The organism is Streptomyces sp. NPDC002537, from assembly GCF_053594975.1.
Genome location: NZ_JBSFWT010000131.1, coordinates 1 through 13,124, shown reverse-complemented (window position 1 = coordinate 13,124; position 13,124 = coordinate 1). Strand labels below are relative to the sequence as shown.

The following is a 13,124-nucleotide window of genomic DNA, read 5'->3' as shown; positions in this document are numbered from 1 at the left end:
CCCCGGGGGTGGGGGGTGGGGGGGGGGGGGGGGGCCCCCCCCCCCGCACCGGACGGTTTTCTCTCGGCGTCTACAGCGCCCGCGGACGGGTCAGACGGCCAGCGCCTGGGCGCGGCGCTTCACCTCCGTGCCGCGATTCTCGCGCAGGGCCTGCGCGGGGGTGCCGGGCAGGGTCGGGTCCGGAGTGAAGAGCCACTCCAGCATTTCCTCGTCGCTGAACCCGTCGTCCTTCAGCAGCGTCAAGGTCCCGGCCAGGCCCTTGATCACCTTGCCCTCGCCGATGAAGTCGGCGGGCACCATGAGCACTCGGTTCTCGCCTCGGCGCACGGCGATCAGCTGGCCTTCCTTGACCAGCTGGCGGACGCGCGTCACCTCGACATCGAGCATTTCCGCGATGTCGGGGAGGTTGAGCCAGGCGGGGACGAGAGCATCGATCTTTGCGTCAATCTCGGTCACGGGAACAAGCCTGCCATCTGGGACTGACAGTCGGTAGCCGGGTTGACCCGACCTGACGTCAGCGGCCCGTCAGGACACCCCGGAAGGAGCCTCGGGGAAGCGCCCGGAACCCCCGGCGCGCCCCTCACACGGCGGCCGCCCTCAGCTGCACCGACGCGTCCGCGGCCTTCGCCCGGTCGATGGCCGCGCCGCGCTCGATGAGCTTGCGGCCCTGCGCCAGGTCGCGCGGCCGGCCGACGGCCAGAAGGGCGACGAGGACATCCCCGCGCACCCAGCACACCGTCCAGGCGGCCCCGGCCGGGTCGCCGCGCCAGATGAGCTCGTCGCTGTCGTCGTGATGGCCCGCGTACTGCACGAACCGGCCGAACTGCTCGGACCAGAAGTACGGCACCGGGTCGTAGACGGGCCCCTCGGCGGTGCCGTGCACGATGTTCCCGGCGACGGTGCGCGGGCCCTGGAGGGCGTTGTCCCAGTGGTGCACCAGGAGCCGCTCGCCGTAGCGGGCGGACGGGAAGGACGCGCAGTCACCGACCGCGTAGACGTCGGGCAGCGAGGTGCGCAGCCGGTCGTCGGTGACCACCGAGCGGTCGGGGGCGAGCGCGATGCCCGAGCCCGCCAGCCAGTCGGTGGCGGGCCGCGCCCCGATGCCGACGACGACGGCGTCCGCGGGCAGCCGGGTGCCGTCGGCCAGCACCACGGCGCCGGGCTCCACAGTGGCCACGCGGGCGCCGGTGAGCAGCCGGGCGCCGCTGGCGGCGTACCAGTCGGCCATGTGGGCGGCGACCTCGGCGGGCAGGGCGCCCGCCAGCGGGCGGTCCGCGGCCTCGACGACCGTCACCCGGCAGCCCGCCTCGCGGGCGGCGGTGGCGAACTCGGCGCCGATCCAGCCCGCGCCGACGGCCACCACGTCGCGCTGTCCGGCCAGCACCGGGCGCAGCCGCTCGGCGTCGTCCAGGGTGCGCAGCAGGTGCACGCCGGGCATGCCCTCGCTGCCGGGCAGCTCGACGGGCTGCGCGCCGGTGGCGATGACCAGCACGTCGTAGGCGACGGTGCCCGCGGACGTGTCCAGCAGGTGCTCGTCGGCGCGCAGCCGGACGGCCTCGCGCCCGAGCTCCAGGTCTATGCCGAGGGAGGCGAAGTCCACCTCGAAGGCGGAGCCCTCCGCCTTGCCGAGGAGCACGGCCTTGGACAGCGGTGGCCTGTCGTACGGCTGGTGGGGCTCGGCCCCCAGCAGGGTGATGGTGCCGGTCCAGCCCTGTTCGCGCAGGGCCACGGCGGTCTGCACCCCGGCCATGCCGGCGCCGACGATGACGGCGCGCCGCTCGCCGGCGGTCTGCGGTTCGTTCCGGTGCTCGCTCACCCGATCAACTGTAGGGCGGCGGCCGGTCCGGACCGGAGCACCGCGTGACGAGACCTCTGACACAACGTCACGGCGTTTGGCGCGCTCCGGTGCCGCGCACGCCCCCCGGCGCGGCGCCCGGTCGCCTCCGTCCGGCCTTCCGGACGGTTCGCGGCGCGTACTAGGGTGGCCGCTGAACAAGCACTCGCGGGAGCCCGGACGCACCGGGCTGAGAGGGAGGCTGGCCGGCCTCCGACCGTACGAACCTGATCCGGGTCATGCCGGCGAAGGGAGGAGCTGGACGCCCATGCACGCGTCTTCCACAGCGTCACCGGGGGCGTACGACGCCCTGGTCGTCGGCGGCGGGATCATCGGCCTGGTCACGGCGTGGCGTGCCGCGCAGCGGGGGCTGCGCGTCGCCCTCGCGGACCCCGACCCGGGCGGCGGCGCCGCGCAGGTCGCGGCCGGGATGCTCGCCGCGGTGACCGAGCTGCACTACGGCGAGCAGGAGCTGCTCGCGCTCAACCTGGCGTCCGCACGGCGCTATCCGGAGTTCACCGCGGAGCTGGAGGAGGCGAGCGGCCGGGACACCGGCTATCGCGCCTGCGGCACGCTCGCCGTCGCGCTCGACGCCGACGACCGGGCCCATCTGCGGGAGCTCCACGCCCTCCAGCAGCGGTCCGGGCTGGACTCGGAGTGGCTGTCGGGCCGCGAGTGCCGTCGGCTCGAACCGATGCTCGCGCCGGGCGTGCGCGGGGGCGTGCGCGTCGACGGCGACCACCAGACCGACCCCCGGCGGCTCGCCGCGGCGCTGCTCACCGCCTGCGAACGGGCGGGCGTCGTCCTCCACCGCACCGCGGCGGTGCGGCTGCTGATCTCGCACGACCGGGCCTCCGGCGCCGAGCTCGCGGACGGCACCCGGGTCTCCGCCTGGCGGACCGTGCTCGCCGCGGGCAGCCGCAGCGGCACCCTCGCGGGCGTCCCCGAGCACGTCCTGCCGCCCGTGCGCCCGGTCAAGGGCCAGATCCTGCGGCTGCGCGTGCCCGCGGCGTACGCGCCGTTCCTCTCCCGGACGGTGCGGGCGGTGGTGCGCGGCGGGCACGTGTACCTGGTGCCGCGCGAGAACGGCGAGCTGGTCGTCGGCGCGACGACCGAGGAACTCGGCTGGGACACCACCGTCACCGCGGGCGGCGTCTACGAGCTGCTGCGCGACGCGCACGAGCTGGTGCCCGGCATCACCGAACTGCCATGGGTGGAGGCCCTCGCCGGGCTGCGCCCCGGCTCCCCCGACAACGCCCCCCTGCTGGGCCCGACGGCCCTGCCCGGCCTGCTCGCCGCCACCGGCCACCACCGCAACGGCGTGCTGCTCACCCCGCTGACGGGCGAGGTGATGGCGACGGCGCTGACCACCGGACGGCTGCCCGAAGAGGCCCGCCCCTTCTCGCCCCTACGCTTTTCGAACGCGCTCCAGGAGCTGCCCGCATGAACCCCACCGACCCCACCGACAGCCCCGAGGCCCACATCGGCATCAGCGTCAACGGCGAGAGCCGCGCGATACCCCGGGGCCTGACCCTCGACGGTCTGGTGGCCGGCCTGACCAGCGCGCACAGCGGGGTCGCCGCCGCCGTGAACGAGGCCGTCGTCCCGCGCGGCCAGTGGGCCGCGACCACCCTCGGCGAGGGCGACCGCGTCGAGGTCCTCACCGCAGTGCAGGGAGGCTGATCAGCCCTGATGGCAGATGACCTGCTCACCATCGCCGGCACCACCTTCACGTCCCGCCTGATCATGGGCACGGGCGGCGCGCCCAGCCTGGACATCCTGGAGCGGGCGCTGCTCGCCTCCGGCACCGAGCTGACCACCGTCGCGATGCGGCGGCTGGACACGAACGTCCGGGGCTCGGTGCTGTCCCTGCTCCGGAAGCACGACATCCGCGTCCTGCCGAACACGGCGGGCTGCTTCACCGCGGGCGAGGCGGTGCTCACCGCGCGGCTGGCCCGGGAGGCGCTCGGGACGGACTGGGTCAAGCTGGAGGTGATCGCCGACGAGCGGACGCTGCTGCCCGACCCGGTCGAGCTCCTGGACGCGGCGGAGATCCTGGTGGACGACGGCTTCACCGTGCTGCCCTACACCAACGACGACCCGGTGCTCGCCCGTCGGCTGGAGGACGCGGGCTGCGCCGCGATCATGCCGCTGGGGTCGCCGATCGGCTCCGGCCTCGGCATCCGCAATCCGCACAACTTCCAGCTGATCACCGAGCGCGCCGGGGTGCCGGTGATCCTGGACGCGGGCGCGGGCACCGCGTCGGACGCGGCCATCGCGATGGAACTGGGGTGCGCGGCGGTGATGCTCGCCTCGGCGGTGACCCGGGCGCAGGAGCCGGTGCTGATGGCGGAGGCGATGCGACATGCCGTCGAGGCGGGGCGGCTGGCGTACCGGGCCGGGCGGATTCCGCGGCGTCATTTCGCCGAGGCCTCGTCTCCTGCGGAGGGCTTGGCGGATTTCGACCCGGAGCGGCCGGCGTTCAGCGGCGCGTAGTTCTCTGACTGCGGGTCGTCTGCCGCCTGCGGCGGGAGCGGCCTGCGGCCGCGTCCTCAATCGCCGGACGGGCTGATTTTGCCGGCGCAGTCCGCAGTCCGCAGCCTGCGGGCCGCAAGCCTGCGGGCCGCAGGTCAAAGAACCACGGTCCGCACATCCAGCCCGTCCGGCGTTTGAGGACACCGCGCGGAGCGCGGTCGGGGGTCCGGGGGTCTCCCCCAGTTTCGGGAAGGGGCGGGTAGGGGAAAAGCCCGCCGCAGGCACGGCGGGCCCGGGGCGCTAGGGGGCTTCCCGTGGTGGCTCATAGACTTCTGACGTGGATACGACGCTAGGGGACCCGCTCGTCGGGCATGTGCTGGACGGCCGCTACCGGGTCGAGGCCCGGATCGCCGTCGGCGGCATGGCCACGGTCTACCGCGCCCTGGACACCCGCCTCGACCGGGTGCTCGCGCTGAAGGTGATGCACCCGGCGCTCGCCGCCGACGAGGCGTTCGTGGAGCGCTTCATCCGCGAGGCCAAGTCCGTGGCCCGGCTCGACCACCCGAACGTGGTGGGCGTCTTCGACCAGGGCACGGACGGCACGTACGTCTACCTCGCGATGGAGTACGTGGCCGGCTGCACCCTGCGCGACGTGCTGCGGGAGCGCGGCGCCCTCCAGCCGAGGGCGGCCCTCGACATAGTGGAGCCGGTGCTCGCGGCGCTGGGCGCGGCCCACCTCGCGGGGCTGGTCCACCGCGACATGAAGCCCGAGAACGTGCTGATCGGCGACGACGGCCGGGTGAAGGTCGCCGACTTCGGGCTCGTACGGGCCGTGGACACCACGACCACGGCGTCCACCGGCTCGGTCCTGGGGACGGTGTCCTACCTGGCGCCCGAGCAGATGGAGCACGGCACCGCCGACACCCGCGTGGACGTCTACGCCTGCGGCGTCGTCCTCTACGAGATGCTCACCGGCGCCAAGCCGCACGCCGGCAGCACCCCCGCCCAGGTCCTCTACCAGCACCTGCACGAGGACGTGCCGCCGCCGTCGGCGGCGGTCCCGGGGCTGGCGCCGCGGCTGGACGGGCTCGTGGCCACGGCCACCGCCCGCGACCCGCAGCGGCGCCCGGCCGACGCGGTGGGCCTGCTGGCCGAGGTCCGCGCGGCGCGGGCGGAGCTGTCCGACGAGCAGTTGGACACCCTGCCGCCGCAGGCGCGCACGCCGGAGCCGGGCGCGCCGTCCGGCTCCGAGGACCGTACGAGCGTGATCCCCCGGCCCGCCGCGGCGCGGCCGGAGCCGGTGGACGAGGGGCTGGGCCGCACCACGCGGCTGGAACGGCCGCCCGCTCCCCCCGTCCCGCCCGGCCCCGCCGCGCCCCGAACGCGCGGGTTCCGGCGCCGTCCGAGCCGCGGGCTGCTCGCCGTGCTCGCGGCCGTGCTGCTCGCCGTGGTGGGCACGGGCATCTGGTACATCAGCTCCGGCCAGTTCACGACCGTCCCGGCCGTCCTGGACATGACCCAGGAGAAGGCCGAGCAGGAACTCGGCAAGGCCGGGCTCGGGGTGAAGACGAAGCAGGACTTCAGCGACACCGTCGAGCAGGGCCACGTCATCGCGACCGACCCCGGCCCCGGCAGCCGGGTGCGGAACACCGGCACGGTGACGATCACCGTGTCCAGGGGCCCCGCGAGGGCGGAGGTGCCCAACGTCGTCGGCATGCCCTTCGACGAGGCGAAGAAGAAGATCGAGGGCGCGGGGCTGACGGTCGGCGAGGTCGGCAAGCAGTTCAGCGGCGAGACCCCGGCGGGCGCGGTGCTGGCCACCGATCCCAAGCCGGGTTCGCAGCGCCGGCCGGACTCCCCGGTCGCGCTGACCGTCAGCAAGGGCGAGGCCCTGAGCGTGCCGAAGGTGCAGGGCCTCTCCGTCGCAGCCGCGACGTCCGCTCTCCAGGACAAGGGCTTCAAGGTCCAGGTCGCGGACGCCCAGGTCTACTCCGACGTCCCCCAGGGCGGGGTGGCGGCGCAGTCCCCCGGCGACGGCGACAAGGCGGCCAAGGGCGACACCATCACCCTCACCCTCTCCAAGGGCAAGGAGATGGTGACGGTCCCGGACGTCACCGGGAAGAGCGAGGCCGACGCCAAGCAGGCCCTCACGGCGGCGGGTTTCAAGGTCGAGGTGGACCGGCCGTTCTTCTTCCCCCGGGACTCCGTCGACAGCCAGTCCGTCAAGGGCGGCGACAAGGCCGTCAAGGGCGACACCATCACCATCAAGCTCAAGGGCGGCTTCTAGACCGTGCGTACTCCCCTTTCGCCCCCGCGCCTGCGCAACCCCGTCGGCGGGCACATCCCCGTCGCCGGGGGTCTCGCCCGGACCGGCCTGCCGTACGCGCGGGAGATGGGCGCCGAGACGGTGCAGGTCTTCGTCGCCAACCCGCGGGGCTGGGCGACTCCGGAGGGTAATCCCCGGCAGGACGAGGAGTTCCGGGCGGCCTGCGCGGAGGAGTCGCTGCCGGTCTGGGTGCACGCCCCGTACCTGATCAACTTCGGTTCGCACACCGAGGCGACGGTCGAGCTGTCCGGGGAGTCGCTGCGGCACTCGCTGCGCCGGGGGCGGGCGATCGGCGCCCTCGGGGTCGTCGTCCACACCGGCTCGGCGACCGGCGGCCGCCCGCGCCGGGAGGCCCTGGCGCAGGTCCACGAGCGGCTGTTGCCGCTGCTGGACGAGCTGACCCACGACGACGACCCGTGGCTGCTGCTGGAGCCGACGGCGGGTCAGGGCTCGTCACTCTGCTCACTGGTGGAGGACCTGGGCCCCTACTTCGACGCGCTGGAGCGGCACCCGAAGCTCGGGGTGTGCCTGGACACGTGCCACGTCTTCGCCGCGGGCCACGACCTCGCGGAGACCGGCGGCATGAAGCGGACCCTCGACGAACTGGTCTCCGTCGTGGGCGAGGGGCGGCTGCGGCTGATCCACGCCAATGACTCCAAGGAGGCGGTGGGCGCCCATCGGGACCGCCACGAGAACATCGGCTCGGGCCATATCGGGGCGGACCCTTTCGCGGAGCTTTTCGCGCACCCCGCGACGGAGGGTGTGCCCCTCACGATCGAGACGCCGGGTGGTCCGGCGGGCCATGCGGCGGATGTGGCGCGGCTGAAGTCACTCCGGGACGGCGCCGCCGCGCTCTGACGCGACACGGCTTCGCCGCGTTGTCCTCAATCTCCCCCAGCTACCTCCCCCAGACTCCGTCTGGGGGGACCCCCAGGAGGTGCCCCCAGGACGGGCTGGATTTCGCGGACCGTAGTCCGCAATGGCGGGACGGCCGACGTCAGAGTTCCGGACCCTCGCCCGGCTTTTCCTGGTAGGAATAGCGTTGTTCCTGCCAGGGGTCACCGATGTTGTGGTAGCCGCGTTCTTCCCAGAAGCCCCGCCGGTCGGCGGTCATGTATTCCACGCCGCGCACCCATTTGGGCCCCTTCCACGCATAGAGGTGGGGGACCACGAGGCGTACCGGAAAGCCGTGCTCGGCGGTGAGCAGCTCACCGTCCTTGTGGGTGGCGAAAATGCTCTGCTCCGACGCGAAGTCGGACAGCCGGAGGTTGGAGCTGAAGCCGTACTCCGCCCACACCATCACATGCGTGACCTCGGGCGCGGGCGGGGCGAGTTCGAGGATCGTACGGGTCGGCACACCGCCCCATTCGGCGCCCAGCATGCTGTACTTCGTGACGCAGTGCAGGTCGGCGACGACCGTCGCGTACGGCAGGGCGGAGAACTCGTCGTGCGTCCAGCAGTGCTTCTCACCGTCGGCGGTGGACCCGAAGACGCGGAACTCCCAGCGCTCCGGCCGGAACCTCGGGACCGGCCCGTAGTGCGTCACCGGCCATCCGCGCTGGAGACGCTGCCCCGGGGGGAGCTCAAGATGTTCTCCCTCGCGGCTTTCCGACTGACCCATACCTCCATGGTGTCAGACCTCGGAGCATGCCGATGACCAGGGCCTCCGTCATAAGGACAACTCCCACTAAGTGTGAACTTACTGGACGGCCCCAAAGGTCGGTGCGAGGATGCGCGCAATCTGCCGGACATCCTGTTGGAAGGAGCCTGCGCAATGCAGGGCGACCCCGAGGTCATCGAATTCCTCAACGAGCAGCTGACCGCCGAGCTGACCGCCATCAACCAGTACTTCCTGCACGCGAAGATGCAGGAACACCTCGGCTGGACGAAAATCGCGGCGCACACCCGCGCCGAGTCGTTCGACGAGATGCGGCACGCGGAGGTGCTGACCGACCGGATCCTCTTCCTGGAGGGGCTGCCCAACTACCAGCGGCTGTTCCATGTGCGGATCGGGCAGACGATCGTGGAGATGTTCCAGGCCGACCGGCAGGTGGAGGTCGAGGCCATCGACCGGCTCAAGCGCGGCGTGGAGGTCATGCGGGCCAAGGGCGACATCACCTCGGCGAACATCTTCGAGTCGATCCTCGCGGACGAGGAGGAGCACATCGACTACCTGGACACCCAGCTGGAGCTGATCGAGAAGCTCGGCGAGCCGCTGTACATCGCCCAGTTCATCGAGCAGTCGAACGGCGGGGCCGACTGACCCGGGGCTGACCGGGACCCTGAGGGAGGGGCGGGATCAGGCCGCCTGGGCCTGCGCCACCCGGGGCGCCCGCGGTATGTGCGGCAGCGCCTCGCCGCCCAGCACATCGCGCTCACCCTGCTCGGTGAGCTCGCGGCGCGGGCACGCGCCACGGCCGAGGAGGGCCTGGATGCGGCGCACACAGCTGCCGCAGTCGGTGCCCGCCTTGCTCTCGGAGGCTATCTGGCGGGGCGTGCACGCCCCCTTGGCCGCGTGCTCACGCACCTGCTGCTCCGTGATGCCGAAGCACGAGCAGACGTACACGCGGTTCACCGCCCTACCGGGTTGATCAATAAGGTAACCCTTACCTTACCCGGCCCGGTGGCGGAAAGACAACGCAGTGGGGCCCGGATCACTCGATCCGGGCCCCACTCGTGCTGTCGTCGGCCCTTACGGGACGTCCTGACAGGTCGCCTTACTGGTCGCGGTACATCTCCGCGACGAGGAAGGCCAGGTCCAGCGACTGGCTGCGGTTGAGCCGCGGGTCGCAGGCCGTCTCGTAGCGCTGGTGCAGGTCGTCGACGAAGATCTCGTCGCCGCCGCCCACGCACTCCGTGACGTCGTCACCGGTCAGCTCGACGTGGATGCCGCCCGGGTGGGTGCCGAGGCCCTTGTGGACCTCGAAGAAGCCCTTGACCTCGTCCAGCACGTCGTCGAAACGGCGGGTCTTGTGGCCCGAGGCCGCCTCGAAGGTGTTGCCGTGCATCGGGTCGCAGATCCAGGCGACCTGGGCGCCGGACGCCGTGACCTTCTCCACCAGGGTCGGGAGCTTGTCCCGGACCTTGTCGGCGCCCATGCGGCTGATGAAGGTCAGCCGGCCGGGCTCGCGCTCCGGGTCGAGCCGCTCGATCAGCGTCAGCGCGTCCTCGGGCGTGGTCGTCGGGCCGAGCTTCACCCCGATCGGGTTGCGGATCTTCGACGCGAATTCGATGTGCGCCCCGTCCAGCTGGCGGGTCCGCTCACCGATCCAGACCATGTGGCCCGACACGTCGTAGAGGTTGCCGGTCCGCGAGTCGACGCGGGTGAGCGCCGACTCGTAGTCGAGGACGAGCGCCTCGTGGGAGGCGTAGAACTCGACGGTCTTGAACTCCTCCGGGTCCACCCCGCAGGCGTTCATGAAGTTCATCGCCCGGTCGATCTCGCGGGCGAGGGCCTCGTAGCGCTGCCCGGACGGGGAGGACTTCACGAAGTCCTGGTTCCAGGCGTGCACCTGGCGCAGGTCCGCGTAACCACCGGTGGTGAAGGCGCGGACGAGGTTCAGGGTGGAGGCCGATGCCTGGTACATCCGCTTCAGCCGCTGCGGGTCCGGCGTCCGGGCCTCGGGGGTGAAGGCGAAGCCGTTGACGGAGTCGCCGCGGTAGGTCGGCAGGGTGACGCCGTCGCGGGTCTCGGTCGGCTTGGAGCGCGGCTTGCTGTACTGACCGGCGATCCGGCCCACCTTCACGACGGGCACGGAGCCCGCGTAGGTCAGCACAGCGCCCATCTGGAGCAGCGTCTTGAGCTTGTTGCGGATCTGGTCGGCGCCGACGGCGTCGAACGCCTCGGCACAGTCGCCGCCCTGCAGCAGGAACGCCTCACCACGGGCGACGGCTCCCAGGCGCTGGCGCAGCTGGTCGCACTCGCCCGCGAAGACGAGAGGCGGATAGGACTCGAGCTCGGCGATCACATCGCGCAGAGCCTCTTGGTCCGGCCAGTCAGGCTGCTGCGCCGCGGGAAGGGAGCGCCAGGTGTTGCCACCGGCGTGGATTTCAGCGTTCACGGTCACGCTCCAACCCTACGGGGTCGCGACGGCGGTCCGGCCGCCGGACCGCACTGTGAGACGGACCATACACACCGGGTCATGGCGAAAACCCGCCGCTCACGGCGCGTCCGCTGCCGCGCGCCCCGGTGCGCGCTTCCCCGCCACCTCCCGGATCCCTCCCCGCCCGCGGGCCGTCCGGTAGGGTGCGGGGCATGTACGCAGTGACCAACGTGAACTGGTGGTGGACCGCTCGACCGGCGGCCCACTGATCGCGCGTACATCGAAAACGCACCGCGAAGGCCGCCCGGAGGGGCGGCCTTCGGCGTATCCGGGGCCGTTCCTCTCCCTCACCGGAAGGAACCCCGACATGACCGGCGACACCCCCGCCCTCCTCGCCTGCCTGACCGACCCCGCCTGCCCGCCGTTCGCCCTGCTGCACCGCCGCACCCCCGGCCGGGCGGACGACACCGTCGAGCTGCTGACCGGCCCGGTGACGGAGGTCGGACTGCTGGCGGACATCCCCCTGCCCGAGGCCGCGCCCACCGGTGGCGGGCCGGCCCTCGACGCGCTCGCCCTCGTCCCGTTCCGGCAGATCCGCGAGCGCGGCTTCGACGTCCGCGACGACGGCACGCCGCTGGCGGTGCTGCTGCCCGAGGAGGCGTACGAGCTGCCGCTGGCCGAGGTCCTGGCCGCGCTGCCCGCGCACGAGGTGCGGGTGGAGGGCGGTGCCTTCGACGTGTCCGACGAGGAGTACGCGCGGATTGTCGAGCGGGTGATCGAGGACGGGATCGGCACCGGGGAGGGCGCCAACTTCGTCATCCGCCGGACCTTCGAGGGCGAGATCCACGGGTTCTCCGCGGCCGACGCCCTGGCCCTCTACCGCCGGCTGCTGGCGGGCGAGCGCGGCGCGTACTGGACGTACGTCGTGCACACCGGCGGCCGGACGCTGATCGGCGCCAGCCCTGAGGTGCACGTACGGATGGCCGGGGGCACCGTCGTGATGAACCCGATCAGCGGCACCTACCGCTACCCCGACGGGGGCCCCGACCGGGACGGGCTGCTGGCCTTCCTGCACGACCGCAAGGAGGTGGAGGAGCTGTCCATGGTCGTGGACGAGGAGCTCAAGATGATGTGCACGGTCGGCGACATGGGGGGTGTGGTCGTCGGGCCGCGGCTGAAGGAGATGGCGCATCTGGCCCACACCGAGTACGAGCTGCGGGGGCGCACCTCGCTGGACGTGCGGGACGTGCTGCGGGAGACGATGTTCGCGGCGACCGTGACCGGTTCGCCGGTGCAGAACGCGTGCCGCGTCATCGAGCGGTACGAGCCGCGGGGCCGCGGCTATTACGCGGGCGCGCTCGCGCTCATCGGGCGGGACCCGGGCGGCGCCCGGACGCTGGACTCGCCGATCCTGATCCGCACCGCCGACATCGACCGGCGCGGCGGGCTGCGGCTGGCGGTCGGCGCGACGCTGGTCCGGCACTCCGATCCGTACGGCGAGGTCGCCGAGACCCACGCCAAGGCGGCGGGCGTGCTGGCGGCGCTCGGGGTGCGGACCGGGCGCCGCGCCGGTCCGGCCGCGCCCGCCGTACGGCTCGCCGACGACCCCGAGGTGCGGGCCGCGCTGGACGCCCGCCGCGAGGACCTGGCCCCCTTCTGGCTGCGGATGCAGGACACGGCGTCGACGGCCCGGCTCGACGGGCACGCGCTCGTCGTCGACGGCGAGGACACCTTCACGGCGATGCTCGCGCACCTGCTGCGCACCTCGGGGCTGACGGTCACGGTCCGGCGCTACGACGAGCCGGGGCTCCGCGAGGCCGCGCTGGCGCACGAGGGGCCGGTGGTGCTGGGCCCCGGCCCCGGCAACCCCTCCGACACGGCCGACCCCAAGATGCGGCTGCTGCGCGGCCTGACCGCGGAGCTCCTGCGCGGGCACCGGCACGGGCCCGCCCGTCGCCCGACCACCACCCCTCATCGAGGCCCTTCGGGCCGCACCTCCTTGTTGGGCGTGTGCCTCGGGCACGAACTGATCGCGGCGGAGCTGGGGTTGGAGATCGTACGGAAGGCGGTGCCGTTCCAGGGGGCGCAGGAGCGGATCGACTTCTTCGGGCGGACGGAGACGGTGGGGTTCTACAACACGTTCACCGCGCGCTGCTCGGCCGCCGCCGAGGGGGAGCTGGCGATGCACCGGGTGGAGCTGAGCCGTGATGTGGCGACCGGGGACGTGCACGCCCTCCGGGGGCCCGGCTTCGCCGGCGCGCAATTCCACCCGGAGTCGATCCTGACCCTGTCGGGGTCGACGCTGGTGGCCGAGTTGCTGGCAAGGGTGCTGGTCTGAGTCTGTTCCCCAGCCCCGCCCCTTCCCGAACCGGGGCTTCGCCCCAGACCCCGAAGCACGCTCCGCGCGCTGTCCTCAAACGCCGGACGGGCTGATTTCAGCCCGTCC

The 13,124-nt window shown here is 72.8% G+C and carries 13 protein-coding genes and 1 riboswitch; of the genes, 8 read left to right on the top strand and 5 right to left on the bottom strand.

Annotated elements, in window-relative coordinates; all coding sequences use genetic code 11:
• Positions 1-90: 90 nt before the first annotated feature.
• Positions 91-456 carry an Rv2175c family DNA-binding protein gene (locus ACWD4A_RS33460; protein WP_451199905.1) on the bottom strand — a complete coding sequence of 122 codons (366 nt, stop codon included), beginning with the start codon at positions 454-456 and terminating at the stop codon, positions 91-93.
• 124 nt (positions 457-580) lie between these two features.
• Positions 581-1,816, bottom strand: a complete 1,236-nt coding sequence (locus ACWD4A_RS33455; RefSeq protein ID WP_451199903.1) for an NAD(P)/FAD-dependent oxidoreductase — start codon at positions 1,814-1,816, stop codon at positions 581-583.
• Positions 1,817-1,992: 176 nt separating this feature from the next.
• Positions 1,993-2,106: riboswitch (TPP riboswitch) on the top strand.
• Here ACWD4A_RS33455 and thiO point away from each other — a divergent pair.
• The 5 genes from thiO to ACWD4A_RS33430 all read left to right on the top strand — a co-directional run bounded on the left by thiO (position 2,103) and on the right by ACWD4A_RS33430 (position 7,493).
• On the top strand, positions 2,103-3,281 hold the full coding sequence (gene thiO / locus ACWD4A_RS33450) for a glycine oxidase ThiO (RefSeq protein WP_451199900.1): 1,179 nt from the start codon (positions 2,103-2,105) through the stop codon (positions 3,279-3,281). (Overlaps the previous riboswitch by 4 nt.)
• Positions 3,278-3,517, top strand: coding sequence for a sulfur carrier protein ThiS (thiS, locus tag ACWD4A_RS33445; protein ID WP_451199898.1), 240 nt, complete (start codon positions 3,278-3,280; stop codon positions 3,515-3,517). Before thiO ends, thiS begins: the two co-directional genes overlap by 4 nt.
• Positions 3,518-3,526: 9 nt before the next feature.
• Positions 3,527-4,330, top strand: a complete 804-nt coding sequence (locus ACWD4A_RS33440) for a thiazole synthase (RefSeq protein WP_451199896.1) — start codon at positions 3,527-3,529, stop codon at positions 4,328-4,330.
• A gap of 316 nt (positions 4,331-4,646) precedes the next feature.
• Positions 4,647-6,596 (top strand): Stk1 family PASTA domain-containing Ser/Thr kinase, encoded by a 1,950-nt coding sequence (gene pknB, locus ACWD4A_RS33435; protein ID WP_451199894.1) that lies wholly within the window; start codon positions 4,647-4,649, stop codon positions 6,594-6,596.
• Positions 6,597-6,626: 30 nt separating this feature from the next.
• Positions 6,627-7,493 carry a deoxyribonuclease IV gene (locus tag ACWD4A_RS33430; RefSeq protein ID WP_451199910.1) on the top strand — a complete coding sequence of 289 codons (867 nt, stop codon included), beginning with the start codon at positions 6,627-6,629 and terminating at the stop codon, positions 7,491-7,493.
• Between the two features lie 139 nt (positions 7,494-7,632).
• On the opposite strand, the gene ACWD4A_RS33425 is transcribed toward ACWD4A_RS33430, so the two are convergent.
• Complete coding sequence (locus tag ACWD4A_RS33425; RefSeq protein WP_451199893.1) at positions 7,633-8,256, bottom strand: sulfite oxidase-like oxidoreductase; 624 nt, start codon at positions 8,254-8,256, stop codon at positions 7,633-7,635.
• A gap of 153 nt (positions 8,257-8,409) precedes the next feature.
• Here ACWD4A_RS33425 and bfr point away from each other — a divergent pair, with 153 nt between their 5' ends.
• Positions 8,410-8,898, top strand: a complete 489-nt coding sequence (gene bfr / locus ACWD4A_RS33420) for a bacterioferritin (protein WP_451199891.1) — start codon at positions 8,410-8,412, stop codon at positions 8,896-8,898.
• Between the two features lie 36 nt (positions 8,899-8,934).
• Here bfr and ACWD4A_RS33415 read toward each other — a convergent pair whose 3' ends face one another.
• Both ACWD4A_RS33415 and ACWD4A_RS33410 read right to left on the bottom strand, forming a co-directional pair.
• Positions 8,935-9,201 (bottom strand): (2Fe-2S)-binding protein, encoded by a 267-nt coding sequence (locus ACWD4A_RS33415; protein ID WP_451199909.1) that lies wholly within the window; start codon positions 9,199-9,201, stop codon positions 8,935-8,937.
• Positions 9,202-9,352: 151 nt separating this feature from the next.
• Positions 9,353-10,702, bottom strand: a complete 1,350-nt coding sequence (locus ACWD4A_RS33410; RefSeq protein WP_451199889.1) for a class II 3-deoxy-7-phosphoheptulonate synthase — start codon at positions 10,700-10,702, stop codon at positions 9,353-9,355.
• Positions 10,703-10,890: 188 nt separating this feature from the next.
• On the opposite strand from ACWD4A_RS33410, the gene ACWD4A_RS33405 reads away from it, so the two are divergent.
• On the top strand, positions 10,891-10,947 hold the full coding sequence (locus ACWD4A_RS33405; protein ID WP_451199907.1) for a trp operon leader peptide: 57 nt from the start codon (positions 10,891-10,893) through the stop codon (positions 10,945-10,947).
• A gap of 98 nt (positions 10,948-11,045) precedes the next feature.
• On the top strand, positions 11,046-13,016 hold the full coding sequence (locus ACWD4A_RS33400; protein WP_451199887.1) for an anthranilate synthase family protein: 1,971 nt from the start codon (positions 11,046-11,048) through the stop codon (positions 13,014-13,016).
• Positions 13,017-13,124: the final 108 nt, after the last annotated feature.

What these genes read in the sequence shown, in the direction of transcription:
- thiO (WP_451199900.1), top strand. Translation starts at nt 2,103, where the DNA reads ATGCACGCGTCTTCCACAGCGTCACCGGGGGCGTACGACGCCCTGGTC.
- ACWD4A_RS33440 (WP_451199896.1), top strand. Translation starts at nt 3,527, where the DNA reads ATGGCAGATGACCTGCTCACCATCGCCGGCACCACCTTCACGTCCCGC.
- bfr (WP_451199891.1), top strand. Translation starts at nt 8,410, where the DNA reads ATGCAGGGCGACCCCGAGGTCATCGAATTCCTCAACGAGCAGCTGACC.
- ACWD4A_RS33400 (WP_451199887.1), top strand. Translation starts at nt 11,046, where the DNA reads ATGACCGGCGACACCCCCGCCCTCCTCGCCTGCCTGACCGACCCCGCC.
- thiS (WP_451199898.1), top strand. Translation starts at nt 3,278, where the DNA reads ATGAACCCCACCGACCCCACCGACAGCCCCGAGGCCCACATCGGCATC.
- ACWD4A_RS33425 (WP_451199893.1), bottom strand. Translation starts at nt 8,256, where the DNA reads ATGGGTCAGTCGGAAAGCCGCGAGGGAGAACATCTTGAGCTCCCCCCG.